The sequence below is a fragment of the Brevinematales bacterium genome (assembly GCA_026415355.1).
Taxonomy (GTDB): domain Bacteria; phylum Spirochaetota; class Brevinematia; order DTOW01; family DTOW01; genus SKYB106.
This window is the reverse complement of sequence record JAOAHF010000011.1, coordinates 34,781-60,102: the sequence shown is the minus strand read 5'-3', so window position 1 is coordinate 60,102 and position 25,322 is coordinate 34,781. Positions and strand designations below refer to the sequence as shown.

The following is a 25,322-nucleotide window of genomic DNA, read 5'->3' as shown; positions in this document are numbered from 1 at the left end:
TTATGGAATTAAAGTATCTTTCTGATCTTGAGTTTGATAAAATTCTTGATATTATTTCTTCAAATTGTTTAACTAAAGAGGGAAGAGAAAAAGTTTTATCGATCAGGCCAGTTACTTATACTAAAAATTATTCAGAAGCAGTTAGTATTATATCATACCGTCACTCTTTAATATCTAAGATGAAGAAGGTATACAATAGGATCACAATACCTTATATTGACTATAGCATTGTTAATATTTGGAAAACATACTCTAAAGGTGGTAGTGTTCTTAACCCTAAAGATATATACAGTGTTTATGAGTTTATGCTATCTTTCAGGGATCTATTGATTTTTATTACAAGTTTGGATGATGAATTTTTGGTTTTGAAAGAAGTAGTTAAAATTGATACAGATTATTTTTATGATAAGTTTGAGGATATAAGAAACAGTGTTTTTCGGTGTATAGACAAAGATGGTGGTATATTAAGGACTGCTTCTGAAAAACTTGATAGAATAATAACAGAAAAAGAAAGAATAGAGCTGACTGTTATGAAGATACTAAATGATTTTATAAATCAGCCTGAAAATGAAGAGTTTTTACAAGACAAATTCGTGACTATAAGAAACAATAGATTTGTGATACCTCTTAAGATGGAATATGTTAATGCGATCGATGGTTTTGTTCAAGATATATCTTCAACAGGTCATACAGCATTTGTGGAGCCTAAATTTGTTCAATCTTATTCAATAAGGTATCTTGAGTTAGTTGATGAAGAGAAGAAAGAAGTTGAAAGGATACTTAGAGATTTAACATCTAAGATTGGTAGCTTGGCATGGATGGTAGATGATATAATAGATCTCATTTCAGAATTTGATGCTCTTAGAGCTCTTGGGGAATATTCTGTTTTGATGAACTGTGAGAAACCTACTATTTCTTCAAAACCAAAGATAAAACTTATAAAGGCAAGACATCCTCTTCTTAAAAATGCTGTTCCTATAGATGTTGAAATAGGTGATGGAGATAGTGAGTTTGGAGGACTTATAATATCTGGGCCTAACACTTCTGGTAAAACAGTTTCGATAAAAACTGTTGGACTTTTGACTGCTATGGCTCTTTCTGGTCTTCTTATACCCGCTGAATCTACATCCGTTATAGGTTACTTTAGTAAGATACTTGTTGATATAGGTGATCCCCAGAGTATTGAAAGAAACCTTTCGACTTTTTCTGCTCATATAATAAGGCTTAACGAGATAATAAAAGTTTCGGATTTTAACTCGTTAGTTATCATTGACGAGATAGGTACGGGTACAGATCCTAGAGAGGGTGAAGCTTTGGCAGTGGCTATATTAAAACGATTAGCTTTTAAAAAAGCTAAAATTGTTGTTGCTACTCACTACTCACTTGTTAAAAAGTTACCACTTTCACTTGAGTATTTCAAAAATAGCTATATGGAGTTCGATGAACAATCTCTTAGACCATTGTATAGGTTGGTTATGGGAATGCCAGGAAGTAGTAATGCTATACTTATAGCGCATAAGTTAGGTCTTGATAATGATATAATCCAGGATGCTCTTAAGGTTATGGTTGAAGGAGTTGACATATATGACAAATTTGTAATCGAAGTACAAAAAGAAAGAAGAGAAGTCCAGAAGCTAAAGGATGAGCTTAATGAGAAAATACAAGAGATTGAAAGAATTAAAAAAGATTATAGAATGAAGCTTTCGGAGTTGGAGGATAAACTAGGTAAAATACGAAGAAAAGAGATAGATGTACTTATTGCTGATATACACGAACTTAAAATGAAAGTTTCAAAAATTCGCGAAAGACTTATAGGTGAAAAAGTTACTCAAAAGGAACTTGAAGAGATTAACAAGGAAATTTCTGAAATATCCTATAAGATGTTTGATGAAATTTTTGAGTTTAATGGTGGTAATAGAGTTAAAAATCCGAAATTGGGAGATAAAGTTTTTTCTAACAGGTTCAAACAGGTTGGGGTTATATCAAGGATGTATAGCGATGGTAAAGTAGAAATACTAGCAGGGAAACTAAAGTTAATTACGACTATTGAAGATTTGTTTGAAGTACAGTGAAAGACATTCTTCTTCGTTGAGTACAAATTTTTCTCAAGGTATGGATTAGGAAAGTGATAAGTTAGTTTGATAGAAATTTCATTATTGAGTTTGGAGATATATTTAGGATTCCTTGTGTGTTTTTGAAGCTCGAAATTATTAATTTCGCGGTATTTTCAATTTGTTCACTTGAAATATTGTCAATAAATGTTGATATATTCTGAAATTTTACCATAACTGCGTTCACATTTTTTCTGCTTTTTTCGATCGTATCAGATAGATTATTAAGTTCTCTATCAAGTGCTTTATAAATTGTTTCTATATCTCCTGAGAATATCTCTTTTTTTATGTCTTCGAGTAAAAATATGTCTTCGAATTTACTGTTTTTATAAATATTTTCAAGCTCATTTTTGAGTTCTTCAGTATAAGAGGAGTAGTTTTTTAGGATTCTGGAAACGTTAGATAAGGCCTCTACTTTTGCTTGGGCTATTGATATGTCTCTTTGGATAGTCCTCATTTCTTCCTTGAGAGAACTTGGGATGCCTTGATCTTTTAGTTTTATAAGTATTTCATCAGCGTATTTGTAGTCTAAACTCCTTGGGTTTTTTTCGTTATTTTCCTTTGAATGGCTTATGTTTTGTATATCTCCTATTCTCACTATCTTCATAGCTATCCCCTAGACAGTATATCACATAGCTTTACATCCTTTCAACAATAACCTCAATTGGAATTTTCGGAAAAAGTATTAGTATCCTTAAGCTCATTAACTCTCCAATTACATAATGTTGTTAGTAGTTGATGTGTTGTCAGGATTATTTATATTGGTTCATTTGGAGAATAGTTTTTGTGTGCTTTTTTGTTTATAATCTTGTTCCAGTTTTTTATAGATGATTCTGTGAATATTCCTGGCCTTAGAGCTTCTAATTTATCTTCTGTTATTAATGTATCTTTGCTGATAGAGGTCGATGAGACTAGACTTCTAACAGACATTTTTCTGACAAACTCCGAGGGTAAGTTCCTTTTTGGGATTGATAGTGAAATTTCTACCTCTCTTATCATTTCAACCATTACTTTGAACTTTTCTGGAGATATAGAAACAGCGTTATCGTAGGCGTTATCATTCTCATCTAGGGTTAAATGTTTTTCTACTACTCTAGCACCAAGAGTTACCATTGCAATAGGTAGTGATGTAGTTTTGGTGTGGTCTGAAAATCCAACTAGGGATGGTCTTTTCTTATCTTCAAATTTATTTTTGAACTCTATGAATTCTTTAATTGATATGTCTTCAGGTGTTGACGGATACCTTGATACACAAAACATAACAACTAGAGGATTGTTTTTGAGTAACTTTACATATTTGTCAACTTCATCAATGTTACTAAAACCTGTTGATATAATACAAGGTTTTTTAGTTTTCGAGATTCTTTTGAGGAGTGGTACATATGTTATATCAGAGCTTGCTACTTTAAATACTTCAACTTCTATGCTAGTTAGGAATTCAAAGCTCTGTAGATCTAAAGGGGTAGCAAAAGGTAAAATGCCTAAACTTTTTGAGTAGTCAAAAACTTCTTTGTACTTATGGAAAGGTATATACGCTTTTTTAAATATTTCGATGGGTAGTTTTTGATATATATCTTTAGGTAGGTACTTTTCGGGTATGTAGAAAAGTTCTTCGGAAAATATTTGAAATTTTACAGCGTCAGCGTTAGATAATTTTGCTTTTTCAACTAGTTTAAATAGTCTATCAATGATTCCATTGTGGTTTATTCCGATTTCTGCTACTATCATTACTTTTTTGAATTTGAAGATATCTTTTAAATCTACCATGTCTGAATTTTTAATAACTAATTTGAGTTGTATCAAATAGATGTTTGGGAGATTTATTTTAGATTTTTAGTTGTTTGACAAGATATTTTATGGAGTATTTTAATCGTTATTAAATTGAAAAGACAGAATTGTTTTGATTAGTATTAAAGTCTGGTGGTGGGTATGAGAAAGTTGATTGTTGATATATTGTTGGGAGTGGTATTCTTTATTTTAGTTGCTTTTACATATTTGCAAAATTATAAGTACAACGATAACTCAATGGATTGGCTTAACAATGATTATTCTCTTGGGCTTCTTAGATCTGTTACTACTAACACTGTTTTGATGACAGAGGGTGGAGATAATCAAGTTTTTGGTCTTGCATATTTTCAGATGGTAGAATTTAAAAGGCCTGATGTTGTTTGTTACGATCAGAAAGGTAATGTTTTTAAGAGAATATATGGTGATTTAAGGTATCTTCCATTTCAGAACCTTCAGCTTAGAATGGATATAGTTGATTATAACATAGTTAACGGATATGAGCCTTTCTATAGGAGTGAGTTGAAAACCAAAGGTGAACCTGAGTTTGAAGCATACAAATTTAAGAACGAAATAGGTAAAAAAAATGTTTATATGACTTGGACCGGTAAAGAGCTTTGGAAGTACGGAGACTACTACTATAAACAATACGGAATGATGTATAAAGTTAGTGATTCAAAATACTTTATCGTTGATAAATTAAAGGAATACAAATCGCTTCCTATTGATTATGTTAAGAGCATATACAAATCTATTTTAATTCCGAATATCAATGCTCAAAAGGTTTTTGAATTGGCTAGAGTTTTGGAATATGAAGGGTATGTAAAGTTTGATACTAATAGAATTGTACCTAAGAAGGAGTTTGTTTACAGAGGTGGTAAGGATGGTAAATTATTATACAATGAAATTGTTAAGAGAGTTATATATGAGAAATCTTTAGAGGGGCTAATTATTGATTTGAATAGTTTAAACCAAATAGTGCAAGAAGTTAACCAGAGAGCAAACAGAGTTTTTGATATAGTGTTTAATCAGGTTTTAGCCGATCTCTCAAAAGAGGGGTATATATCCGTTAGGGGTGGTAGGGTTTATTTTGTCAAGGATTATGAGCATCCTAATGGTTTGGATACAACAGATTACTACAATTACTACAAACAAAGATGGACTCAGACACCAGTATCTGTTTGGTGGGATTATCTTACTAAGGAAATAGCATCTTCTTTTAACTATTCTCTTGCTAAGTATTATTTTGATAAGGTTTCAGAATACCGAAGTGTACTTAGTATTGTTGAACCTGGAATTAAGAGTGAGTTAATTGGCTTGATAGAGCAGTACAAATCAGATATACCTAACTATATCGAAGAAGCAGTTAAATATGGTGCAGATATGGCTCCAATGTTGTTTAATAGTGCTATGTTGTACTATCAGTTGTCTAAGTATTACGCTGATGAGAACAATCTTGAAAAAGCAAAAGAATATTTCCTTAGATCGATATCTCTCATAAGAGAAGCTATTTCTGTTGACATGTTTGCTTCTTACGCGTTTATTAGATTTGGAGTTTTAGCTTTTGAGTATGTTAATACCTATGCTACTCCAGAGGAAGAATCTAGGTACTTGGATGAAGTTAAGGTGTATTGCGATATGCTTATAAAGAATTTGTCTTATAAAAAGCAGTTTGATGGAGATCCGAAAAGATCACCAGAGTATAATGATTTGAATACTCTTAAGAATATAGCAGATAGATTCAAATCAACTCCTATTTCAAATATAAGGATGTATGAGAGTATGGTATCTACTTTAGCTGATGATGGTCAAAAGGCACAAATATATTTACAACTGGCTAATTTATATTTGGCAAGATTTTCAGGTGTGGATTTACAAATGCTTAATAAGGCTAAAAATGCTATTGAGAACTATATAAAATTGAGTAAGAATAAGGATAGTGTGTTTTACATGAATGTTATAAATTTCTACATCTCAATTAGAGATTTCAGCAGTGCTTACAAGTATGGACTTGAAGGTGTTGCTAGAGTTAAGGATAATAAATACCTTTACTTTGCTGTTGGGTTTTCTGCTGATAATTTAGGTAAGAGAGAGGAAGCATTAAAATATTATTCTCTGTTTGTTGATAATTGGTCGGGTCCCAGTACCCAAGAGTATAGTTATGCTTTACAGAGAATAAATATGCTTAAAAAGTAGGAGGTGGTTTTATGAGTAATTCTCTTAAAGCTTATTTTGTATTTTTGAGTGTCTTTTTGTTGTTAGTTGTAGTATTAGGAATACTACAGGTTATACCTGCTACTTCGCTTGAACCTTCGTATAGATATAAACATAGGTATGAAAGTTTTGTTAGGCTTTTGAATGAGGAGGAGAGGAAGTTGTTTTTTGAAAAGAAGTATGAAGAGGCTTCTAGATTGATTGATGAAAGAATAAAAGCAGATATTAATTTCAGTAATTCTATAATGAGGATAAAGGAGTATGAAGTCATAGAAACGTTTCCAACACCTATGATGTTAGAATATTTTGGATACTATGTCTATAATGAAGTCCTGAAGTACAATCCAGATTATAGGTTTTCGGAATGATTTTGTTGTATATAGTGCTAATTTTGTTGTTTTAGTATGCAGTTGGAGGTAGATATGGATAAAGGATCAAAGAAGAAACAACCAAACTTAAAGAGAATTTTTGCTACTGCTGTAATACTTTTTATAGTTTTTATATTTTCTCTATCAATTTTTTTATCTTACAGTGATAGAAGTACTCCTACTCAAGAATTTGAGTCTATAGCAGAGGTTAATGGCAAACCTGTTGAATTTTATGGTAATTCTCCTGTTGTAAGAGAGTACGAGAGATTGAGAGAAATATACAAAACCAGAACTAAGGAAGAAGTTTTGACAAAAGCAGTACAGAATGTTATAGTAGGAATGCTTACAGAAGAATTTGCTAAAAATAACGGTTTTGATATAACTGATGAGTTTATAGATAAAGTGACAGCAGAAAATATATATGCTATAACAAGAAAAAGTGATGTATCATCACATGATATTAAACTTGCGAGGTTGAATGTTGAGTCTATACTTAAGTCTTCTTACCTACCTACAAAAATAAATACCTTCGTAAGTAGGATTCCAAAGCGATCTCAGGTTAGCTTCTATATTTTTAAGTCTCTCGATGATAGAAAGATATCTCTTCAGTTAGTTGAATTTGATGAAGTTGAGTATATAAGGCGTAATGAAATCGAGTTAAACATAAAGGAAATTGAGAAATATTATCTTTCAAACTACAAAGACATAGTGGTAGATGCTAAGATATCAATCGATGTTGAAAAATTTATTTTCAGTGATAGAGCTTCCGCTTTTTCCTTTGTTTCTAACATAGGTAGTAGTTATGAAGAAAAAGTATTGGTAAAACTAGATCCTGAGAAGAATAAAAATATAATAACTGGTTTGCCGGATGATATAAATTCCCTTTCAAAGCCTTTCTTTGAGAATAGAAAATATGTTGTTTACAAGGTTGCAAGAATTGCTTCATTTGATACTTTGACACAAAAACTCAAAGATTATGTTTCTTTAAAGTATACACTATCTAATTATCCTTACTTACAGGGTAAGTATTCAGATAGGATTAGGAATGAGGTTAATAAGATTAAAGATTTTTTGATAAGGAACGAAATAACAAAGGTAAGTACAGTAAAAGGTGTAAAATTATATACTACTGGGAAATTTAGTATAGTTAAAGCTTTAACTGAGTATATTCCGGATACAAAGGGAGAAGCCCTTTCGTTACCTAGAGAATTTTATGATCTGGAATTAATTTCTTCTTTATTTAAGAAGTCTCAAAGTGATATTGGGGTTGCAGATGTAGGTCAGAGTACGAAGGTTATCTATAAGGTACTAACAAAAGAAGTTATACCTTCAAAGATTTCTGAAGTTGCTGATAAGATATATTCAGCGTATCAATTCCTCTATCAAGAATCTATATTTGCCGATTGGACTAAATCAATAGAAAAAAGTGGTGATGTTAAAATAAAGGATATATCAAAATTTGCGAGAGAACTCTAGTCTATATCTGATGCTGATAACCATTTTATCTTGATTTTTAAATCATTGGGTAGAAACTTTGTTACACCTTTGCGTTTTTCGATTTTGCCTAACTCAACATAGATTGTTTCAGAGTGTTTAATGTTAGGAGGTATGTGTATTTTTACTTCTTGTATAGTTGTTACATATCCTGTTCCATCGCACCTGTAACAATTTCTGTTTGTCCCATAGCATACGTCGCATACAGATCTGGCAGGTAGTTTTATTGCTAGAAGTGCTCCTTCTTTTATTTCTTTGTCTGTGAGGTATATTACAAGGTCTTCTCCTAGCTCTTCTAGAAATTCTTTTCTCTTGAATTTTTTTGATAAATCAAAACCTGCTTTTGATATGTTGAGTAGAGATAACTTATATTCTATCCTGGATGGATCTATGATGTTTGTAGTGTTTTTGAATTTTTTAAGGGGTGTTATTCTTTTTAAGTACTCTTTATCATAGTTTGATCTTAGTTTATCGTCTGATAAGATTTTATAAGCTTCTAGTATTATTTTGAAGTCTTTTGTATCTTTTCCGTTGTTTAAGTCAGGATGATATTTTTTTGCAAGTTTTCTGAAACTTGCTTTTATTTCCTCAATTGATGCGCCAAAATCAACATCGAGTATCTCGTAGTAGTTCTTGAAATTCTCACTCATGTTTTAATTTTACTTAAATATGTTTCTGCTAATCAAGTGAATAATTGAAACTAGATAATGTTTAATATAATACTTAATTCTCGAGAGGGATTGATATGGATAGAACCATAGTGGTTTGGGTTGAGAATAGCGTTGGTGTTTTAGCAAGGGTTTCTGGGTTGTTTAGTGCTAGGGGGTTTAATATAAAGAGTTTATCTGTTGGTGAGACAGAAGATCCTGAAGTATCAGTTATGACAATAGTTGTTGATGAAGATGAAAGAACTGCTGAACAAGTTAGAAAGCAACTATCAAAACTAGTTGAGACAATAAAAGTAAAGGATATTACTGAATCACCAAGGGTTGAAAGGGAACTTGCTTTGCTCAGAATATCTATACCAAAGGAGAGAAGGAGTGAAGTCATAGAAATTGTTGAGGTTTTCAAGGCAAAGGTTGTTGATGTCTCTCACAACTCCCTCGTAGTGGAGATAACAGGATCCTCAGAAAAAGTTGAAGGTTTTATTGAATTAATGAAACCTTATGGTATATTAGAGATGGCGAGAACTGGTAAAGTTGCGTTAGAAAGAGGATTGTATCTTGAGAAAAAAGAGAAAAAATAGAATATGGTAAAATTAACAGTTAATATACAACGAAATGAGGATCTTTCATATCCTATATATATAGGTAGTGGTGTATTGGGAAAGATAAAGGATGAAGTGATCAAGTGTTCATCGTCATCTGTAGTTGTAATAACTGATAGCATAGTTTCAAGGTTATATTTATCTTTGATGATAAGCTATCTAAAAGTTTTGAATTTGCCTATACATGTTATAATTATACCTACTGGTGAGAAGTACAAGAATAGAAAGACTAAAGAATATATTGAAAATGAGATGCTTAGATTTAAAGTAGATAGAAAAGGTATAGTAGTAGCATTTGGTGGCGGGGTTGTTGGAGATATCGCAGGGTTTGTTTCTTCAACTTATTTGAGAGGTATAAACTTTATTCAGGTTCCTACTACGCTTTTAAGTATGGTTGATAGTTCTATTGGTGGGAAAGTTGGTGTTGATACCCCTTATGGTAAGAATACTGTGGGGGCTTTCCATCAACCCAAGTCTGTCATAATTGATACAATGTTTTTAGATACATTACCTGAAATTCAGTACAAAAATGGACTTGTCGAAGTTATAAAACATGCAATTATAAGGGATGAGGACTTTTTTAAGTTCCTTGAAGACAACCATGATAGTATAGTTAATAAGGATGATGAGATTGTTGCGAAGATGATTGAGATTAGTTGTAGGATAAAAAAGGAAGTTGTTGAAGCTGATGAGCGAGAAGTAACAGGTTTGAGACAGATACTTAATTTTGGTCATACTGTTGGTCATGCAATAGAGTTATTTTCTAATTACAGGATATTACACGGACTTGCAGTTGGGGTAGGTATAGTTGTAGAAAGCTTTATATCAACCAAAATAAACGTAATGAAGAAAAGTGATTATGATCGAATAGTAGATATCATGAAGTTGTATAAAATACCTACTACGTTAAGAGATTTAGGTGTAAAAAACGATAGTAGAGCTATATCTAATATGATAGAATTTATGAAAGGGGATAAAAAATCACTGAAATCACAAATCAATATGTCTCTTCCCAAATCCATTGGTAGGATGGTAGATACGTATGCTATAACAATTGAACCAAGAATAATAATTGATGCCTTAAAAGTAATCTAGTAACCTTTGAATGTTTCACTTGCTATTAGTTCATATAAAACAAGTAGCCAGCTCAGTGATAGACTTATTGTTCCAGTGTAGATAATTATGTTATATATGTCTTTTGTGAAAAAGTATGATAATGGTATTCCAAAGGATAGTATTACTATCCAAGATGATAAAGATGTAAAAAAAGTTCTCCTTTTACCCATTACATATACGTTTACAAAGTAGAATAGTACAAGCAGAATACTTACTATCATTCCGAATATCAAGACGGTAGGATTACTAAAAAATAGGTATAATATCGGAAAAATAATGATACCTAAAACCCCAAGTACAATATTCTTTATAAACATATCTATAACCTCTCAATGAATTATAATCTGATAAAATGTTTTTATTCAAAGTTTTGTCTAAACTTGACTTTCTCAAAGAGTATCTAGGTCTTATTGTATTTGATAGTGTTGTTTTTTGGGATAAAAAGTACTTTTTGTTGGTTTTAATGTTTTTGATACCAAGTACATGTTTGATTTTATAATTATCTTGTGGTTGATGAAGTGTATGCACAAGAGCTATAGAGTAGTGTTTAAGTTTTTCATATTATTAGGTTTTTTTGTCATTCCAACTGAGTATAAAGTTTTTTCTCAGCTAGTTAACACAGATGTCAGTAATTCTCTAGTACAATCTTCTACTAATTATCTTTCAATTGAAGACTTAGTCAAATTACTTGAAATTAAGCAATTTTATACTAATTTCACTGTACATTCAACGAATTTTTTAAAACCTGTCAATTTTGAGGAACAGAAATCTTTGAGAGTTTCTTTTGAATTTGATGATAGAAGAGATCTGAAAGAAAAACCCTTTTTTATGAGCTATGAAAGAAGGTATGAGATAATACTTTTGGTTTCTATACCAACTACTTATATGGTTGTTAAATATTTAATGGAGCAAGTTTCTTTTTACAATTACAAAGATATGAGTAGGAGTTTGAATACACAACAATGGGCTTATGTAATTGCTAGTTCTATAATAGTGCCTTTGATTATTGCTACTGAGGATTACATAAAGTATAAAAAATTTGTCGAGGATAAGCTTAAGTTTTAGTTTCAACATTGTATTTTTACTTTACTAGAAGTTTGGGTGATTTGTTTGACTGTAAATTTTGTGAGAATTGTTATTTAGGATTTGTAGCAAAGTTGGGATAGTTTCTTGACTTTTTGTTAAGTTTTCTATAAAAATAGAGTAAAATTTTAAAGGAGGTTTGCGATGGCTGTTAAAGTCGCTATAAATGGTTTTGGAAGAATAGGTAGATTAGCTTTCAAGGCCTTGGTGGAGCAAGGGCTCCTCGGTAGGGATATAGATGTTGTTGCAGTTGTTGATGTTGTAAATGAGGCAGATTACTTCATTTATCAGCTTAGATACGATTCCGTTCATGGCAAGTGGAATTATGATTTAAAAGCAGAAAAGAGTTCTCCATCAGCTGAATACAATGATGTTCTTGTAGTTAATGGTCATAAGATAAAATGTATTTTAGCTCCTAAGGAAGGTTTATCTAAGTTACCTTGGGGTGAAATGGGTGTTGAGTATGTTATAGAAGCTACTGGACTTTTCACAGAAGAGGAAAAGGCAAAGGGACACCTTGATGCAGGTGCAAAGAAAGTTATTATAACAGCTCCTGCAAAGGGTAACATAAAAACTTTTGTTATGGGTGTAAACCATGAAGAATATGATCCATCAAAACATCATATCGTTTCAAATGCATCTTGTACTACTAACTGTTTGGCACCAGTAGTTCATGTTTTGATAAAGGAAGGTATTGGTATTGAAACTGGTCTTATGAGTACAATACACGCGTATACTGCTACACAGAAGACAGTTGATGGCCCTTCAAAGAAAGACTGGAGAGGTGGTAGGGCTGCTGCTATAAATGTTATACCTTCAACTACTGGTGCTGCTAAAGCAGTAGGAGAAGTTATACCTGCAGTTAAAGGTAAATTGACAGGTATGGCATTTAGAGTACCGGTTGCTGATGTATCTGTTGTTGATCTAACCTTTAGAAGTGAAAAGGATACTTCTATCGAAGAAATTGATGCTCTATTGAAGAAAGCGTCGGAAACCTATTTAAAGGGTATTCTTGGATATACAGATGAGGAAGTTGTTTCATCAGATTTTATTCACGATAGCAGATCGTCAATATATGATTCTCTTGCAACACTTGATAACAACCTAAAAGGAGAAAAGAGGTTCTTCAAAATAATATCTTGGTATGATAACGAGTGGGGTTATTCAAATAGAGTTGTTGATCTACTCAAGTATATGATTTCAAAAGATAAAAAATAGTATTAATTCTTTAGGGAGGAGTTATGAATAAAAAGACAGTAAGAGATGTTGATTTAGCTGGTAAAAAAGTGTTCATTAGAGAAGACTTTAACGTACCCCTTGATTCTAACGGTAATATAACTGATTATACTAGAGTGGATGCTGCTATTCCAACAATAAAATATCTTCTTGAGAAAAAAGCCGCGATAGTTTTGGTATCTCATCTTGGTAGACCAAAGGGAAGAGATCCTAAAAGTAGTCTGTTACCAGTTCAGAAGGTACTTTCGGAGAGATTGGGTGTAAATGTAAAGTTTGTTCCTGATTGTGTGAATGATGAGGCAATAAATGAAATCAAGAATCTCAAGCCAGGAGAAGTTTTACTATTAGAGAATGTAAGGTTCTATAAAGAAGAAGAAGCAAACGACGAAAACTTTGCTAGAAAGTGGGCTGAAGTAGTTGATGCCTTTGTATGTGATGCATTTGGTAGTGTTCATAGAGCGCATGCTTCTGTTGAAGCACTACCCAGGATTATGAAACAAATGGGTAAGCCTGCGGTTGCTGGTTTCCTTGTTGAAAAAGAACTTGAGTACCTTGGCAAGTCATTAGATGATCCAAAAAGACCTTTTGTGGCAATTCTCGGTGGTTCTAAAGTATCTACCAAAATTGATGTTATAAATTCATTGCTGAATAAGGTTGATAAACTGCTAATAGGTGGTGGAATGATGTTTACATTTTACAAGGCCATGGGAATTGAAATAGGTAAATCACTTCTAGAACAGGATTATGTTTCGGTAGCTTTTGATATATTACAAAAAGCGAAAGAGAAGAATGTTACCATCGTATTACCAGAAGATGTAGTTGTTACAGATAGTATTGATAATCCAACCAAAGTAAAAACGGTGAGCAAAAATGAAATACCTATTGATATGATAGGTGTTGATATAGGTCCTCAAACTATAAAGATATTTAGTGATGAACTAAAGAATGCTAAGACTATATTTTGGAATGGTCCTCTGGGTGTTTTTGAAAAAGATGAATTTGCAAAGGGAACTGTTGAAGTTGCTAAACTCTTAGCAAGTCTCAAGGATGCGATAAAGGTCATAGGCGGTGGAGATTCTGCTGCTGCTGTTGCTAAAGCAGGAGTTGAAAGTAAAATGACACATATATCAACTGGTGGTGGTGCTTCTCTCGAGTTTGTTGAAGGTAAACCTCTTCCTGGTATAGTTGTTCTTGACGATAAGTAATTAAGTAAATTGGGGGGCTATGCCCTCCTTTAATTTTAGCTACTAGAGAAATTTATTTTTGTTATTTTTAGTTAGGGTATGCAATTTTTTTATTGCTTCTAAAGTTTGAGATAAGTTTATGAATATAGAGATATTTAGTCTAGGTATTAATCAAACTAACTGTTATGTCGTATGGGATAGTGGGGAAGGACTTGTTATCGATCCAGCTGATCATCCTGATTTGATAATCGAGTTTGTAAAAAAGAAATCTATTGATCTGAGATACGTTATAAATACTCATGGGCATTTTGATCATATAATGGGTAATAATTTGTTGGTTTCTTCTACATCTGCAAAACTTTTGGTGGGGAAATATGATGAAGAAATGATATCAAACCCTTTTCAGAATCTATCAGCATATTTTGCTAAGCCTTTCTACTCTTTGAAACCTGCTACTGTCTTACATGATGGAGATAGAATATCAATAGGTGAAATTGAATTCACAATCATACATACACCCGGTCATACTCCAGGGGGTATATGTATATATTCTCCTCATTGGAATGTAGTTTTTACTGGTGATACGCTTTTTAGATTTTCGTATGGTAGGACAGATTTGGTAGGAGGTAATGAAAGAGATATTCTATTATCTCTTGGTAGATTATTGTCTATTCTTAGAGATGATGATATTTGTTTTCCTGGGCATGGAGATAGTTTTAGATTTGGAGATGTTAGAGGATGGTTAGAAAGGTTGATTGGTTTGTGATATTTACTCTATCATATTTTTTATTTCTTTCAACGATAAGCCATTCATTGGAATTAGGTGATAAGATTGTGTACTATGCGAAAAGATTTTTAGGGACACCTTATGATATAGATCCTCTTGGTACCTATGTTAAGGAAAAGAAGATTGTTGTTGATGATAAGGTTGATTGTATGTATTTAACATTTAGAGTAGTTGAACTTGCTTTGGCTGATGGGGATGAAAGCAATGCGATACAAATTGCTCTTGATAAGAGATTTAAGACGAGAGGTGTATTACAAAACGGATATGTTTTGAATTATGAGGATAGATTTGAATATGGAGAGGATATGATATTAAGTGGTAAGTGGGGAAAAGTTATTAAAGTGCATTCTAGTATGCTTGAAAAAGTTTATTCAGGAAGGCTTGAAGATTATATATATTTTATACCTAAATCAAACTATTCCTCTATAAGGCGCTTTATCAGAAACGGTAGTATTGTATTTTTAGTTAAGCATCCAGAGACAAGTGTGAAAGGGGAAATTGTAGGGCACTTGGGGATAATTGAAAAAAGTTCTAATCAAATCTATATAATCCATGCAAGCGGAACAAAAAACAGAGGTGGTAGAGTAAAGAGGGAAATTTTTGAAGACTATCTTAGAAAAACAAAATATATAGGTTTTATATTAACACACTTAGATTAAGGGACTTGTTTCGATTAATTTGAAATGTAAAAAACTCTTTTAGATTACCAATTCTTTTTTATCGTTAAAAGATTACGATCTTATTTAAGCTTTATTTCTGTTAGTTATGTTGTAGTTATATAGAGGTTACAATATTGTATTATTATTTGAGTATTGATATAAAGTAATTGTATCCAAATTCTGCGGCGTCTTGATTAGGTTTGACTATTTTTGATTTTCCTTTTTCGGAGAAGAATCTTTCTATGCCTAGTAGTAAATGATTGAGATCGTATAATTGTGTTATAGCTATTAAGGCTCCAAGCATTACCATGTTGACAAATCTGGTATCTCCAAGATCAAATGCTATTGTGTTTGCATCTATGTGGTATATTTTTATATCTGTTCTTTTGGGAGGTATGTTGACTAACGATGAGTTGTAAAGTAGTATTCCGCTTTTTTCAACCCAAGACTCAAACTTTAAGACGGATGGTTGATTGAAACAAACTACAATGTTAGGCGAATGTGTTACAGGTGATGCTACTTCGTGATCGTCTATTATTACTGTGCAGTTTGATGTTCCACCTCTTTGCTCAGCACCGTAAGATGGAAAAAATGTAGGATATTTGCCTGCTGATATTGCTCCATATGACAGTATCATTCCAGCGGATAAAACTCCTTGTCCACCAAAACCTGATATTATTATTCTGTTTTCCATACTCAAAGAATATATGTCTTGTTTGTATTTTTTCAAACTTAAGTTTTTAGTTGGTTATATTCCTTTGAGAATTTAAATAAGATTGGTATTATGTTGATTAGGTTGACAAAATTATATCCATAATTTTCTAAATGTTTAGCTTGATTTTAGGCTTTTTTAAAGATCAGTCTCTATTTTGTTGATGTGGGGTTATCTTGATACTTATTATAAAGATTGTTTATATAAAGCAGGTTTCTTAAAGGTTGCTTTGGAGGTAGAAGTATGGATAATAGGTTTGATGTAAGTATAATATTAGTTAATTACAATACTAGAGATATTACAATTGAATGTATTTCATCAGTGATTGAGCATACAAGTGGTATTAGTTATGAAATAATAGTTGTTGATAACAATTCTATTGACGGTAGTGCTGATGAAATTGAGAAAAGGTTTGATAATGTAAAAGTTGTAAAGAGTCAAAAAAACTTGGGGTTTGCAGGAGGGTGTAATTTAGGAGTAAAGTATGCAAAAGGTAAGTATTTGCTTTTTCTAAATACTGATACAATACTATTGGAGAATTCTATAAAAGTTATGTTCGATTTTATGGAGAGTAATGATGATTATGGAGTTATAGGTGTATTACTTATTGATAAAGAGAATCATGTTGTTCAGTCTTGGGGAGATTTTTTGCCGTTCAAATTAGGTATAAAGGATTATATCTTAAAACCATTTTTACCTAAGAGTTTAAAGAATAATTTTTCAAGTAACAAAAAGTATGATGATTTTGTATCGTCGTTTTTTGGCAGTGAAGATGTTAAGGAGGTTGATTATGTAATTGGGGCTGATTTGTTTATTGGTAGGAGTCTATTCGAAAATATTGGTGGCTTTGATGAACAGTTTTTTATGTACTTTGAAGAAGCAGATCTACAGATCAGAGTTAAAAGACTTGGACTAAAGATTGGAATAATAAAATTTACAAAGATTATACACTTGGAGAGTAAAAGTTTTAAGGTGTCAAATCTCAAGAGATCTATGAAAGTAGTATCATTTCTGAGGTACTTGAGAAAGAATTTTTTATTTTACTATTTACTGTTTAAGCCTTTTTATTTGGTTTATGCATTGATTAAAACATTTGTTGATTTGGTTATTAAAGAGTATACATTTAAAGAAAACTTATTCTTCATGAAAAGTTTAGTTCTTGAAAAGTATTATATTTGATGTGTTGAAATTTCAGTTGAAAGGATTTCTTATATACATCTATAATTTTGTTTGGAATTTAGCGTATTTTTTATGGAGAGTGTAGGTAAATATTTAAAAGATTTAAGGCTTACTAGGAGCATATCAATAGAAGAAGTAGTAAGAAATACTAATATACCTAGAAAGTATATAGAGGGTATTGAGAAAGATAACTTTTCAGATTTCCCTGGAGAAGTTTATATAAAGGGTTACATAAAGTCTTACGCTTCTTTTCTAGGTGGTGATCCTGAGTATGCTCTTAGGCTTTATGAGAGAAAACAAATAGAAGAAAAAGAAATACCTTTAGAGCAACTAATAGGTAAAGCTAGTATATTTGATAGGATAGACTTTAGAAAGTTGGGTTGGATATCCATTGGAGTATTTATAGTTTTAGTTTTAATTGTCTTGATTGTCAACTTGATTATATCCAAAGGTTATGAAGTTTTGGTTGATAATAGCAATGTAAAAACTATATTAAAATCATTTAGTGAAGGAGAAGAGTTTAGAGATAAAGTTGGTAATACAAGTGTAAAGATTAAGCTTCTTGAGGTTAGGAATAATGGTAACGATATAGTGTTGAGTATAAATGACTCTATATATTCTTTTGTTCTAAAGAATAGATCAATGATGGATTTCAACATGGATGGTATAGTTGATCTTGAGATGCGATACGAAGCGTTTATCGATAAAAAACCTAGACTTAGAATATCGTTTTACAAGTCACAGGAAAAAACATCAAAAGAGGAGAATGTATTCTTAGAAGGTGGAAGAGTGCCTGTTGATTTTGAAATATCATCAGATGAGGTTGTTTGGGTTTCTTTAATAATTGATAACTCTGAAGAAAATCAATTTTACCTTGGTAAGGATAATTCTAGAAAGCTTGCTGTTAGAAATAAGTTGGTGTTGAAGACATCCGATGTGAAAAATTTGAATGTCAGATTTTCAGATAGAGATATCAAACTTGATGGAGAAGGTCCTTCATATATTGTATTTGAAGTTGTTGAAAGTGTAAAGGGAGTATTAGTAAAAATACAGTATCTAGAATGAGAGTATCTGAGATATTTGAGTCTATACAGGGTGAAGGAGATACATCTGGAAGACTGGCACTATTTATTAGACTTCAAGGATGTCCTCTTGACTGCGTTTGGTGTGATACAAAATATTCTGTGCCTTTTGAAGGAGGAATAGAAAAATCGGTGGACGAAATTTCAAGGGTTATAACAAATTTCTCAAAAAGTAAAGGAGGTATTATTGTATTTACAGGTGGTGAACCACTCTACTATCAGGATGAGATAGATGAAATACTCAAATTGTCTTACTTCAAGGAAATTGAATTTGAAACTTCTGGTATATATATTCCAAAAAGTAGCTTGGAGAAGTATAAGTTTAATGTTTCTCCTAAACTTCCAAGTTCAAAGTTATCAAGAGGTGATAAGATTTACAAAAGTATTTTCGAAAATCTTAGGTATTTCGTTAAGATGAATTCAATATTCAAGTTTGTTGTGTCAGATGAATATGATCTTAGTTTTGTAGAAAACATAATAGATAATTACGGCCTTCCAAAACATAGAGTTTTTCTTATGCCTCAGGGTACAACAGCAGAAGAATTAGTTGAAAGATCAAAGTTTATAATTCCATTTTGTTTGGAAAAAGGACTTAATTACTCCTTTAGGTTACAGGTTATACTCAAGATAAAGTGAAAACAAAAAAAATAAAAGTTCTTTATTGAATAGTCTATTGAAATTTTATTCAGGTTTATTACGGAGATGGCTGGATTAGTTTCTAGTGTCTTATTTAGTAGTTAGCATAACAATTAAGGATATTAATAAAGTATGATGTGATGGAAAACGATGTTAGGTGATTAAATGTTAGGGTATGTAAAGAAAAGATGGTTAAAATTTGAGCAATAGTAGAAGGGTGAAGTAAAAATCTCAGTAATGTTAATTAGTAATTAGTAGATGAGATTATGATAGTGAAAGATTTTGGAAAGTAGAGAAGTTTTTTTGATTTAGTTAATTGAATTTGAAATAAGTTTGTATTTTGGTATAAAATTATCATTACTTTGATGCCCCCATCGTCTAGTGGTTAGGACACGGGGCTTTCAATCCCGTAGCAGGGGTTCGATTCCCCTTGGGGGCGCATAGGAGTTTTTTATGGGTGTTCCGAAGCATAAGAAGTCCCACAGAAGAATAAGGAATAGAAGGACTAGAGTTTTTTATCATACTTTAGGATTTCCTGAAGAAGTATTGGTAAAATCTGAGGATGGTGATTGGAAACTTCCACACAGAGCTAGCATAACTACAGGTAAGTACAAAGGAATAAATTACATAGATTATACAAAAAGAGAAGAGAGAAAAAAGAGAAAACAGCAAGAAATGGCTAAGTATAAGGTATAAGTTAAATTTTTTTTCACTTATGAAAATAATTGATGGTAAATTAGTATCTAGTATTTACAAAGAAAGAGTTAAAGCTCTTATATCTTCTAAGGGGCTTAAAGTAACATTAGCTGTAATACTTGTTGGTGATAATCCTAGTTCAAAAGTTTATGTCTCAATGAAAACTAAAGAATGTAACGAAGTGGGAATAGCAACAAAGGATTTTTTATTGCCTTCAGATACTTCTGAGAATAAGCTCATAAGTCTTATAGAGGAGCTGAATAAGGATGATGAGGTTGATGGTATTTTAGTTCAACTACCTTTGCCTAAACATATAGACGAATATAGAGTTTTGTCTACGGTATCTCCTCTCAAAGATGTGGATGGGTTTCATCCTGAGAATGTTGGCAAACTTTTGATTGGTAAACCCTTTGTAGAGCCTTGTACTCCTAAAGGTATAATAAGACTTCTTGAGTACTACAACATTGGTATTGAAGGTAAGAGGTCTGTTGTCATAGGTAGGAGTAATATAGTTGGTAAACCTACTTCCATTATGTTGATGCATAGAAATTCGACTGTAACAATTTGTCATTCAAAAACTAGTAATATAGAAGATATTACAAGACAAGCAGATATTTTAGTTGTTGCAGTTGGTAGACCATGGTTTATTAAGAAAAATATGATAAAGGAAGGTAGTGTAATTATTGATGTTGGTATAAATAGAATTGAAGTTGATGGGAATTCAAAGCTAGTTGGTGATGTTGATTTTGAAGATGTGAAGGAAGTTTGTGGATATATAACACCTGTCCCTGGAGGAGTTGGACCTATGACCAGAGCTATGCTTATTGAGAATACTTACGAGCTAGCAAATTACAGGAGGAATTCGAAGTGTAGATAGTAGCAAGCATTGGGCAGAGGGGGACTTGAACCCCCACGGGTTACCCCACTAGATCCTAAGTCTAGCGCGTCTGCCAATTCCGCCATCTGCCCTTCTTGGGTCGTGCAGGACTTGAACCTGCGGCCCGCTGATTAAGAGTCAGCTGCTCTACCAACTGAGCTAACGACCCATCTACTCCCTCGCGCCTGGCGGGACTTGAACCCGCAACCTTTGGATTCGAAGTCCACCGCTCTATCCTGTTGAGCTACAGGCGCTACCATAACAATTATACAATAATTCATCGAAATCTGGCAAGTTAAACTTGTTTTGTATCCATTAAACTTCATATTAATAGAAGAAATATTTATTCTATGTAGTTATTTGTTTGATTTAGGATCTGTTAACGAATACTCAATGTTTTGTAAGGTATGTGCTTTTATTTTTAAAATTAAAATCTATGTTTCAAATAAAGAGCATTCTAAGATTTGTTATTCTACTTCTAACTGATTTGCTAGCGATATATTTGGCTAATTATATAGGTTTGTGGATTAGGTTATTACTTCTAGCATATACTCCGTATACTGTTCCTGATAACTTGCCACCTATTCTAGGGCCATTCTATCCTTCTTGGATATGGATAGTATTTTTATCAGTTTCTGTAGTTCAAAGGTTATACACTTTATCTGTATCCTTTTGGGAGGAAACAAAAAGGATAACTAGTGTTGCGATAATAAGTTTGGTAATGGTAATGTCTATTTCTTATATCTCAAAGTGGTATGATCTTGATGCTAGATTTTTGGTTCTGATAACATCAATTTTTTACATACCTATTGTGATTACTTTGAGGGGTATATTGAAGTACATAATCTACAAAACGTCTTATTTAACTTTTAGGACATCACTTATAACGGATTCAGTAAAATACAAAACGACTTTATATGATGTTGCTAGAAAAAATAAGTCATTGCTTATGAATATAAGACAGATAATAATCATAAAAGATTATTCGTTAGATACACTTAATAGGATAAAACAGAAAATATCTAAATCCAATATAGACTTAGCACTAATATACTTGGAGAATGCTCCTGAAGACTTCTTTTCAAAACTTATATCTCATATACATTCATCAGTTAGAAGGACTATGGTTGTTCCAAATATTTCGAGTATGCCATTGCTTAATAGTGAGATGTTGTTTGTTATAGATCAAAACGTACCCTTCATATCTCTTAGAAATAATCTTCTAACACCTGCTAATAGATTTTTGAAGAGGACTTTTGATATTGTTTTCAGTATTCTTGCTTTAGTTGCTTCTTTACCTATTATTGCTATATTTTCTGTTTTAATAGTACTTGAATCGCCTGGTGCTCCTATATACAAGTCAAGAAGAGTTAAAATGGGGGGTAAGGAGTTTTATTGTTACAAACTTAGAAGTATGTACAAGGATGCAGATCTTAGGCTAAAAGAAATACTTCAAAATGACCTACTAAAGAGAGAAGAATGGGAAAAATACCGCAAACTGAAAGATGATCCTAGAATTACAAGAATAGGTAAGATAATAAGAAAACTAAGCATTGATGAGATACCGCAATTTATAAATGTTCTCTTAGGTGATATGAGTGTAGTAGGTCCTAGAGCTATAACAAAAGAAGAGATTGAAAAGTACTACAAGGATGAAGCTAAGTTTTATTACTATGCGGTTAGGCCAGGAATAACAGGTTTGTGGCAAGTTTCTGGTAGAAACGAAACGGATTATAACTTTAGAGTTAGAACTGATATTTGGTACATTGAGAATTGGTCTTTTTGGCTTGATATAGTGATAATCCTAAAAACTATTCCTGCAGTATTCAAAACTAGAGGAGCATACTAACAGTATTCTGATATTTTTGACATGATGATTTGAATACTTTCACATAATTCTATGAGATGTTTGTGAATGCAGTATGATTTCAAGAATTATACTTGTCCATGATTTTCGCTATGAGGTTATCTTGTAGTTCCATCATGATTTTTTCGTCTTCTTCTGAAGTTTCGTGATCGTATCCTAGAAGATGTAGTATACCATGGACCAAAAGTCTCAAAAACTCCTCAAATTCTGAAACTTCGAATTCCTTACTTTGTTCATGCACTTTGTCTATAGAAATTATGATGTCACCTAAATATGTATATCTACCTATTTTTTCACCGTATGGAAAAGATAAAACATCTGTTGGATAGTCTTTTTGTCTATATTTGGAGTTATATTCTTTTATCTCTTCATTCTTGCATAGTAAAATTGTAATTTCAACTTTGTTTTTACTGAGTTCTCTGAGGACAAAAGTGGATATCTCTTTTACATGCTTGAGTTTGAGAAAACTCCTAAGGCTTCCGTAGTTGTTGATTATATTAACCTTTATCATGATTATGAATTATACATAAGATATTTAGATTTATAAAACTTTTGGTATTCTTAAATAATAATTCTTGTACCTATGTTGTCAACAGAAAGTATTTGTATATCGTATGAATGATTAGTATTTTGATTTAAGATATTTCTTATCTTTTGTATATCGTTGAAACTAGGCTGAGTGTGAAATACACAGCATATTGTAGGACCGCTGCCTGATACAAAACTACCTATGAAGTTTTCGGATACATCTGTTGGTTTTAAGTTTAAAAGGTTTTCAAAACCTTGGTAGAGATTTGCTCTGTAGGGTTGATGTATTTTATCTCTTAATCCTAGAGATATCAGTTCTCTGTCGTTGTTGACTATTCCCAAAACCAAGCTAACTGAGGACCTTATGTTGAATATAACATCTTCTCTTTTGTAGTTTAATGGTAGTACATTTCTTGCAGATTGTGTTGAAACATCAAATTCTGGTATTACAAATACAAAATGTAAGTTCTTTGGAACGTTGAGTTTTTGATATTTAAGTTTACCATCTAGACCTGATATTGTAAATCCACCAACTGTTGAAGGAGTTATATTGTCCGGGTGCCCTTCAATTTCAACACCGAGGGGTAATATTATTTTTTCTCTGAATGTGTTGAAGTCGTGTAAATCATCTGGTAATAAGTTTTGATGTTTAAGATATACATAACCAAGAGAGAGACCACCGATTATTGCTACTGAGCTACTACCTAATCCTCTCTTTATAGGAATATGATTTTTAATCCATATACCTAAATTTGGAGTACTTTGGTTAAACTCTTTTAAAACTTTTGAAAATGAAGTAAAAACTGTATTTTTTGCTAGATCTGTGTCAATACTATCTTTACCTATGTAAGTTATCTCATGCTTGTCTTGGAATGAAAAGTAACCATATATACTTACAGAAATACCAAATACATCAAAACCGCTTCCAATGTTAGCACTACTACCAGGTACCATCACCTTGTATTTGGTAATATCCATAAACCACCTTAGAACTGTTGGAGGTTGTTTAGAAATTCTTCATTGTTTTTAGTTTTACTTAGGACTTCACATAATTTTTGTATTATTTCTTCGTTAGAGTAGTCATTTAATGCTCTTCTGAGTAGCCACATTTTGTGTAGAGTATCTTCGGGAAGTAGCAATTCCTCTCTCCTAGTTCCTGATAATTTTAGATCAATAGCTGGGAATATTCTCTTGTTTGCTAGTGTTCTATCTAGATGGATTTCCATATTACCTGTGCCTTTAAACTCTTCGTAAATGACTTCATCCATTTTGCTTCCTGTATCGATTAATGCGCTTGCTATTATAGTTAGGCTACCACCTTCTTCAATTTTCCTGGCAGAACCGAAAAAGTGTTTTGGTTTATAAAAAGCTCCTACTTCGATACCTCCTGACATTACTCTACCTGATGGTGGAGTTATTAAGTTGTATGCTCTTGTTAGTCTAGTTAAACTATCTAGTAGTATCACTACGTCATTACCTTCTTCAACTAATCTCTTTGCTCTTTCTAGTACCATTTCTGCTACTATTCCATGTCTATATGGCTCTTCGTCAAACGTAGAACTTATTACTTGTACCCCTTTGAGTGATCGTTTCCAATCTGTTACTTCTTCTGGTCTCTCGTCTATGAGTAGCACAAATATTATCACATCAGGATGATTCTTTCTTATTGCTGTTGCAATTTTTTTTAGGATGGTTGTTTTACCTGCTTTAGGTTGTGATACTATTATACCTCTTTGTCCTTTACCTATTGGTATGAAGATGTCGATTATTCTTGTATCTATATCATTTTTTGAATATTCAAGTTTGAATTTTTCTGTTGGGAACATTGGCGTGAGCTTGTCAAATGAAGGACGTTTTTGTAAGTTTCCAGTGAATTCTTTACCGTTTACTTTGAGTACTTTAAGAAGGCCGAAGTATTTTTCATTATCTCTCAATGGTGCTCTAATGGTGCCGAATATCTCATCTCCTGTTCTCAACCCTAGAGATCTTATTTGTGTTTGAGAGACATATATGTCTCCTGCTCCTGAAAGATAGTTGTGTTCCTCAGATCTTAAAAAACCATAGCCTTGGTTTTGGTCATTCAAAATCTGTAATACTCCTCTGCCATATACTGTGCCACCTAGTTTAGTATGGTTATCTACGATCTTAAACAATAGATCAAGTTTGTTTCTGTAAGAAGGAGATTTGTAATCATATATCGTTTCTAACATTTCAATAAGTTCATCTATTGATTTATCTTTTAGTTCATCTAGGTAGATTTCAGTCATGTTCGGCGGTAATTCCTTTTTTGTTTCTTTCTTTTGGACTACTTCTTCTTTGGGTTGTTCTGTGTCAATCTCTTCTTTCAAAGAATCTAAGGTTGTTTTAAATTCTTCACTTAGACCACTATTATCAGTGTCTTGATTTGATGGGTAACTAAGTTTACCTTGAAAAAACTCTTC

Annotated in this window: 25 protein-coding genes and 4 tRNA genes; 18 read left to right on the top strand and 11 right to left on the bottom strand. The window is 32.2% G+C overall.

What is annotated here, in order from left to right; translation table 11 throughout:
- Positions 1–2: 2 nt before the first annotated feature.
- Positions 3–2,072: a hypothetical protein gene (locus N2712_05515; protein ID MCX8029436.1), complete on the top strand. Its 2,070-nt coding sequence runs from the start codon at positions 3–5 to the stop codon at positions 2,070–2,072.
- Positions 2,073–2,133: 61 nt separating this feature from the next.
- On the opposite strand, the gene N2712_05510 is transcribed toward N2712_05515, so the two are convergent.
- Positions 2,134–2,718, bottom strand: a complete 585-nt coding sequence (locus tag N2712_05510) for a hypothetical protein (GenBank protein ID MCX8029435.1) — start codon at positions 2,716–2,718, stop codon at positions 2,134–2,136.
- Positions 2,719–2,867: 149 nt separating this feature from the next.
- The gene (locus N2712_05505) at positions 2,868–3,878 is read right to left on the bottom strand and encodes an N-acetylneuraminate synthase family protein (protein MCX8029434.1); all 1,011 of its coding nucleotides are present in this window, start codon (positions 3,876–3,878) and stop codon (positions 2,868–2,870) included.
- Between the two features lie 162 nt (positions 3,879–4,040).
- Here N2712_05505 and N2712_05500 point away from each other — a divergent pair, with 162 nt between their 5' ends.
- The 3 genes from N2712_05500 to N2712_05490 are packed head-to-tail and all read left to right on the top strand — an operon-like array spanning position 4,041 to position 7,954.
- Entirely contained in the window at positions 4,041–6,092 is a 2,052-nt protein-coding gene (locus N2712_05500; protein MCX8029433.1) for a hypothetical protein, read from the top strand.
- An 11-nt stretch (positions 6,093–6,103) separates the two neighbouring features.
- On the top strand, positions 6,104–6,478 hold the full coding sequence (locus tag N2712_05495) for a hypothetical protein (protein ID MCX8029432.1): 375 nt from the start codon (positions 6,104–6,106) through the stop codon (positions 6,476–6,478).
- A 54-nt stretch (positions 6,479–6,532) separates the two neighbouring features.
- Positions 6,533–7,954 carry a hypothetical protein gene (locus N2712_05490; GenBank protein MCX8029431.1) on the top strand — a complete coding sequence of 474 codons (1,422 nt, stop codon included), beginning with the start codon at positions 6,533–6,535 and terminating at the stop codon, positions 7,952–7,954.
- Here N2712_05490 and N2712_05485 read toward each other — a convergent pair.
- Positions 7,951–8,622 carry a DnaJ domain-containing protein gene (locus tag N2712_05485; protein MCX8029430.1) on the bottom strand — a complete coding sequence of 224 codons (672 nt, stop codon included), beginning with the start codon at positions 8,620–8,622 and terminating at the stop codon, positions 7,951–7,953. The two genes, N2712_05490 and N2712_05485, sit on opposite strands and share 4 nt — an antisense overlap.
- Before the next feature lie 95 nt (positions 8,623–8,717).
- Between N2712_05485 and ilvN the strand changes: the two genes are divergently transcribed.
- Positions 8,718–9,218 (top strand): acetolactate synthase small subunit, encoded by a 501-nt coding sequence (gene ilvN / locus N2712_05480; GenBank protein ID MCX8029429.1) that lies wholly within the window; start codon positions 8,718–8,720, stop codon positions 9,216–9,218.
- A 3-nt stretch (positions 9,219–9,221) separates the two neighbouring features.
- Positions 9,222–10,334 carry a 3-dehydroquinate synthase gene (gene aroB, locus N2712_05475; GenBank protein MCX8029428.1) on the top strand — a complete coding sequence of 371 codons (1,113 nt, stop codon included), beginning with the start codon at positions 9,222–9,224 and terminating at the stop codon, positions 10,332–10,334.
- Here the strand turns inward: aroB and N2712_05470 are convergent.
- Positions 10,331–10,672 (bottom strand): hypothetical protein, encoded by a 342-nt coding sequence (locus N2712_05470; protein ID MCX8029427.1) that lies wholly within the window; start codon positions 10,670–10,672, stop codon positions 10,331–10,333. The two genes, aroB and N2712_05470, sit on opposite strands and share 4 nt — an antisense overlap.
- 205 nt (positions 10,673–10,877) lie before the next feature.
- Here N2712_05470 and N2712_05465 point away from each other — a divergent pair, with 205 nt between their 5' ends.
- The 5 genes from N2712_05465 to N2712_05445 all read left to right on the top strand — a co-directional run bounded on the left by N2712_05465 (position 10,878) and on the right by N2712_05445 (position 15,304).
- The gene (locus N2712_05465; GenBank protein ID MCX8029426.1) at positions 10,878–11,420 is read left to right on the top strand and encodes a hypothetical protein; all 543 of its coding nucleotides are present in this window, start codon (positions 10,878–10,880) and stop codon (positions 11,418–11,420) included.
- A 162-nt stretch (positions 11,421–11,582) separates the two neighbouring features.
- On the top strand, positions 11,583–12,656 hold the full coding sequence (gene gap / locus N2712_05460; protein MCX8029425.1) for a type I glyceraldehyde-3-phosphate dehydrogenase: 1,074 nt from the start codon (positions 11,583–11,585) through the stop codon (positions 12,654–12,656).
- Between the two features lie 23 nt (positions 12,657–12,679).
- A complete protein-coding gene (locus N2712_05455) occupies positions 12,680–13,879 on the top strand; it encodes a phosphoglycerate kinase (GenBank protein ID MCX8029424.1) in 1,200 nt (399 codons plus the stop codon).
- Positions 13,880–13,997: 118 nt separating this feature from the next.
- On the top strand, positions 13,998–14,624 hold the full coding sequence (locus tag N2712_05450; GenBank protein MCX8029423.1) for an MBL fold metallo-hydrolase: 627 nt from the start codon (positions 13,998–14,000) through the stop codon (positions 14,622–14,624).
- Positions 14,597–15,304 carry a DUF1460 domain-containing protein gene (locus tag N2712_05445; GenBank protein ID MCX8029422.1) on the top strand — a complete coding sequence of 236 codons (708 nt, stop codon included), beginning with the start codon at positions 14,597–14,599 and terminating at the stop codon, positions 15,302–15,304. Before N2712_05450 ends, N2712_05445 begins: the two co-directional genes overlap by 28 nt.
- Before the next feature lie 142 nt (positions 15,305–15,446).
- Here the strand turns inward: N2712_05445 and N2712_05440 are convergent, their stop codons facing one another.
- Complete coding sequence (locus N2712_05440; protein MCX8029421.1) at positions 15,447–15,998, bottom strand: 2-oxoacid:acceptor oxidoreductase family protein; 552 nt, start codon at positions 15,996–15,998, stop codon at positions 15,447–15,449.
- 261 nt (positions 15,999–16,259) lie between these two features.
- Between N2712_05440 and N2712_05435 the strand changes: the two genes are divergently transcribed.
- The 6 genes from N2712_05435 (at position 16,260) to folD (ending at position 20,486) form a co-directional block, all read left to right on the top strand.
- Positions 16,260–17,195, top strand: coding sequence for a glycosyltransferase family 2 protein (locus N2712_05435; GenBank protein ID MCX8029420.1), 936 nt, complete (start codon positions 16,260–16,262; stop codon positions 17,193–17,195).
- Between the two features lie 51 nt (positions 17,196–17,246).
- Positions 17,247–18,260: a helix-turn-helix domain-containing protein gene (locus tag N2712_05430; protein MCX8029419.1), complete on the top strand. Its 1,014-nt coding sequence runs from the start codon at positions 17,247–17,249 to the stop codon at positions 18,258–18,260.
- Positions 18,257–18,913 (top strand): 7-carboxy-7-deazaguanine synthase QueE, encoded by a 657-nt coding sequence (locus N2712_05425; GenBank protein MCX8029418.1) that lies wholly within the window; start codon positions 18,257–18,259, stop codon positions 18,911–18,913. The genes N2712_05430 and N2712_05425 overlap by 4 nt, the downstream gene beginning before the upstream one ends.
- A 367-nt stretch (positions 18,914–19,280) precedes the next feature.
- Positions 19,281–19,352: transfer RNA gene (locus N2712_05420), tRNA-Glu, on the top strand.
- Positions 19,353–19,366: 14 nt separating this feature from the next.
- Positions 19,367–19,609, top strand: coding sequence for a 50S ribosomal protein L32 (gene rpmF / locus N2712_05415; protein MCX8029417.1), 243 nt, complete (start codon positions 19,367–19,369; stop codon positions 19,607–19,609).
- 19 nt (positions 19,610–19,628) lie between these two features.
- Positions 19,629–20,486, top strand: coding sequence for a bifunctional methylenetetrahydrofolate dehydrogenase/methenyltetrahydrofolate cyclohydrolase FolD (folD, locus tag N2712_05410; GenBank protein MCX8029416.1), 858 nt, complete (start codon positions 19,629–19,631; stop codon positions 20,484–20,486).
- Between the two features lie 10 nt (positions 20,487–20,496).
- Here the strand turns inward: folD and N2712_05405 are convergent.
- The 3 genes from N2712_05405 to N2712_05395 form a co-directional block, all read right to left on the bottom strand.
- A tRNA-Leu gene (locus N2712_05405) sits at positions 20,497–20,578 on the bottom strand.
- A 4-nt stretch (positions 20,579–20,582) separates the two neighbouring features.
- Positions 20,583–20,655, bottom strand: a tRNA-Lys gene (locus tag N2712_05400).
- An 11-nt stretch (positions 20,656–20,666) separates the two neighbouring features.
- Positions 20,667–20,740 (bottom strand) — tRNA-Arg (locus tag N2712_05395).
- Positions 20,741–20,922: 182 nt separating this feature from the next.
- Between N2712_05395 and N2712_05390 the strand changes: the two genes are divergently transcribed.
- Positions 20,923–22,335, top strand: coding sequence for a sugar transferase (locus N2712_05390; protein ID MCX8029415.1), 1,413 nt, complete (start codon positions 20,923–20,925; stop codon positions 22,333–22,335).
- Positions 22,336–22,414: 79 nt separating this feature from the next.
- Here N2712_05390 and ybeY read toward each other — a convergent pair whose 3' ends face one another.
- Genes ybeY through rho form a run of 3 tightly spaced genes read right to left on the bottom strand, consistent with a single transcriptional unit; the run spans position 22,415 to position 25,139 of the window.
- Positions 22,415–22,864, bottom strand: coding sequence for an rRNA maturation RNase YbeY (gene ybeY, locus N2712_05385; protein MCX8029414.1), 450 nt, complete (start codon positions 22,862–22,864; stop codon positions 22,415–22,417).
- 50 nt (positions 22,865–22,914) lie between these two features.
- Positions 22,915–23,859, bottom strand: a complete 945-nt coding sequence (gene thrB, locus N2712_05380; protein MCX8029413.1) for a homoserine kinase — start codon at positions 23,857–23,859, stop codon at positions 22,915–22,917.
- Between the two features lie 8 nt (positions 23,860–23,867).
- Positions 23,868–25,139: a transcription termination factor Rho gene (rho, locus tag N2712_05375; protein ID MCX8029412.1), complete on the bottom strand. Its 1,272-nt coding sequence runs from the start codon at positions 25,137–25,139 to the stop codon at positions 23,868–23,870.
- Positions 25,140–25,322: the final 183 nt, after the last annotated feature.

What these genes read in the sequence shown, in the direction of transcription:
- N2712_05425 (MCX8029418.1), top strand. Translation starts at nt 18,257, where the DNA reads ATGAGAGTATCTGAGATATTTGAGTCTATACAGGGTGAAGGAGATACA.
- N2712_05515 (MCX8029436.1), top strand. Translation starts at nt 3, where the DNA reads ATGGAATTAAAGTATCTTTCTGATCTTGAGTTTGATAAAATTCTTGAT.
- N2712_05500 (MCX8029433.1), top strand. Translation starts at nt 4,041, where the DNA reads ATGAGAAAGTTGATTGTTGATATATTGTTGGGAGTGGTATTCTTTATT.
- aroB (MCX8029428.1), top strand. Translation starts at nt 9,222, where the DNA reads ATGGTAAAATTAACAGTTAATATACAACGAAATGAGGATCTTTCATAT.
- N2712_05495 (MCX8029432.1), top strand. Translation starts at nt 6,104, where the DNA reads ATGAGTAATTCTCTTAAAGCTTATTTTGTATTTTTGAGTGTCTTTTTG.
- N2712_05470 (MCX8029427.1), bottom strand. Translation starts at nt 10,672, where the DNA reads ATGTTTATAAAGAATATTGTACTTGGGGTTTTAGGTATCATTATTTTT.
- N2712_05465 (MCX8029426.1), top strand. Translation starts at nt 10,878, where the DNA reads ATGCACAAGAGCTATAGAGTAGTGTTTAAGTTTTTCATATTATTAGGT.
- N2712_05490 (MCX8029431.1), top strand. Translation starts at nt 6,533, where the DNA reads ATGGATAAAGGATCAAAGAAGAAACAACCAAACTTAAAGAGAATTTTT.
- N2712_05485 (MCX8029430.1), bottom strand. Translation starts at nt 8,622, where the DNA reads ATGAGTGAGAATTTCAAGAACTACTACGAGATACTCGATGTTGATTTT.
- folD (MCX8029416.1), top strand. Translation starts at nt 19,629, where the DNA reads ATGAAAATAATTGATGGTAAATTAGTATCTAGTATTTACAAAGAAAGA.
- N2712_05445 (MCX8029422.1), top strand. Translation starts at nt 14,597, where the DNA reads ATGGTTAGAAAGGTTGATTGGTTTGTGATATTTACTCTATCATATTTT.
- N2712_05505 (MCX8029434.1), bottom strand. Translation starts at nt 3,878, where the DNA reads ATGGTAGATTTAAAAGATATCTTCAAATTCAAAAAAGTAATGATAGTA.
- N2712_05390 (MCX8029415.1), top strand. Translation starts at nt 20,923, where the DNA reads ATGTTTCAAATAAAGAGCATTCTAAGATTTGTTATTCTACTTCTAACT.
- ilvN (MCX8029429.1), top strand. Translation starts at nt 8,718, where the DNA reads ATGGATAGAACCATAGTGGTTTGGGTTGAGAATAGCGTTGGTGTTTTA.
- ybeY (MCX8029414.1), bottom strand. Translation starts at nt 22,864, where the DNA reads ATGATAAAGGTTAATATAATCAACAACTACGGAAGCCTTAGGAGTTTT.
- gap (MCX8029425.1), top strand. Translation starts at nt 11,583, where the DNA reads ATGGCTGTTAAAGTCGCTATAAATGGTTTTGGAAGAATAGGTAGATTA.
- N2712_05440 (MCX8029421.1), bottom strand. Translation starts at nt 15,998, where the DNA reads ATGGAAAACAGAATAATAATATCAGGTTTTGGTGGACAAGGAGTTTTA.
- thrB (MCX8029413.1), bottom strand. Translation starts at nt 23,859, where the DNA reads ATGGATATTACCAAATACAAGGTGATGGTACCTGGTAGTAGTGCTAAC.
- N2712_05450 (MCX8029423.1), top strand. Translation starts at nt 13,998, where the DNA reads ATGAATATAGAGATATTTAGTCTAGGTATTAATCAAACTAACTGTTAT.
- N2712_05435 (MCX8029420.1), top strand. Translation starts at nt 16,260, where the DNA reads ATGGATAATAGGTTTGATGTAAGTATAATATTAGTTAATTACAATACT.
- rpmF (MCX8029417.1), top strand. Translation starts at nt 19,367, where the DNA reads ATGGGTGTTCCGAAGCATAAGAAGTCCCACAGAAGAATAAGGAATAGA.
- N2712_05510 (MCX8029435.1), bottom strand. Translation starts at nt 2,718, where the DNA reads ATGAAGATAGTGAGAATAGGAGATATACAAAACATAAGCCATTCAAAG.
- N2712_05455 (MCX8029424.1), top strand. Translation starts at nt 12,680, where the DNA reads ATGAATAAAAAGACAGTAAGAGATGTTGATTTAGCTGGTAAAAAAGTG.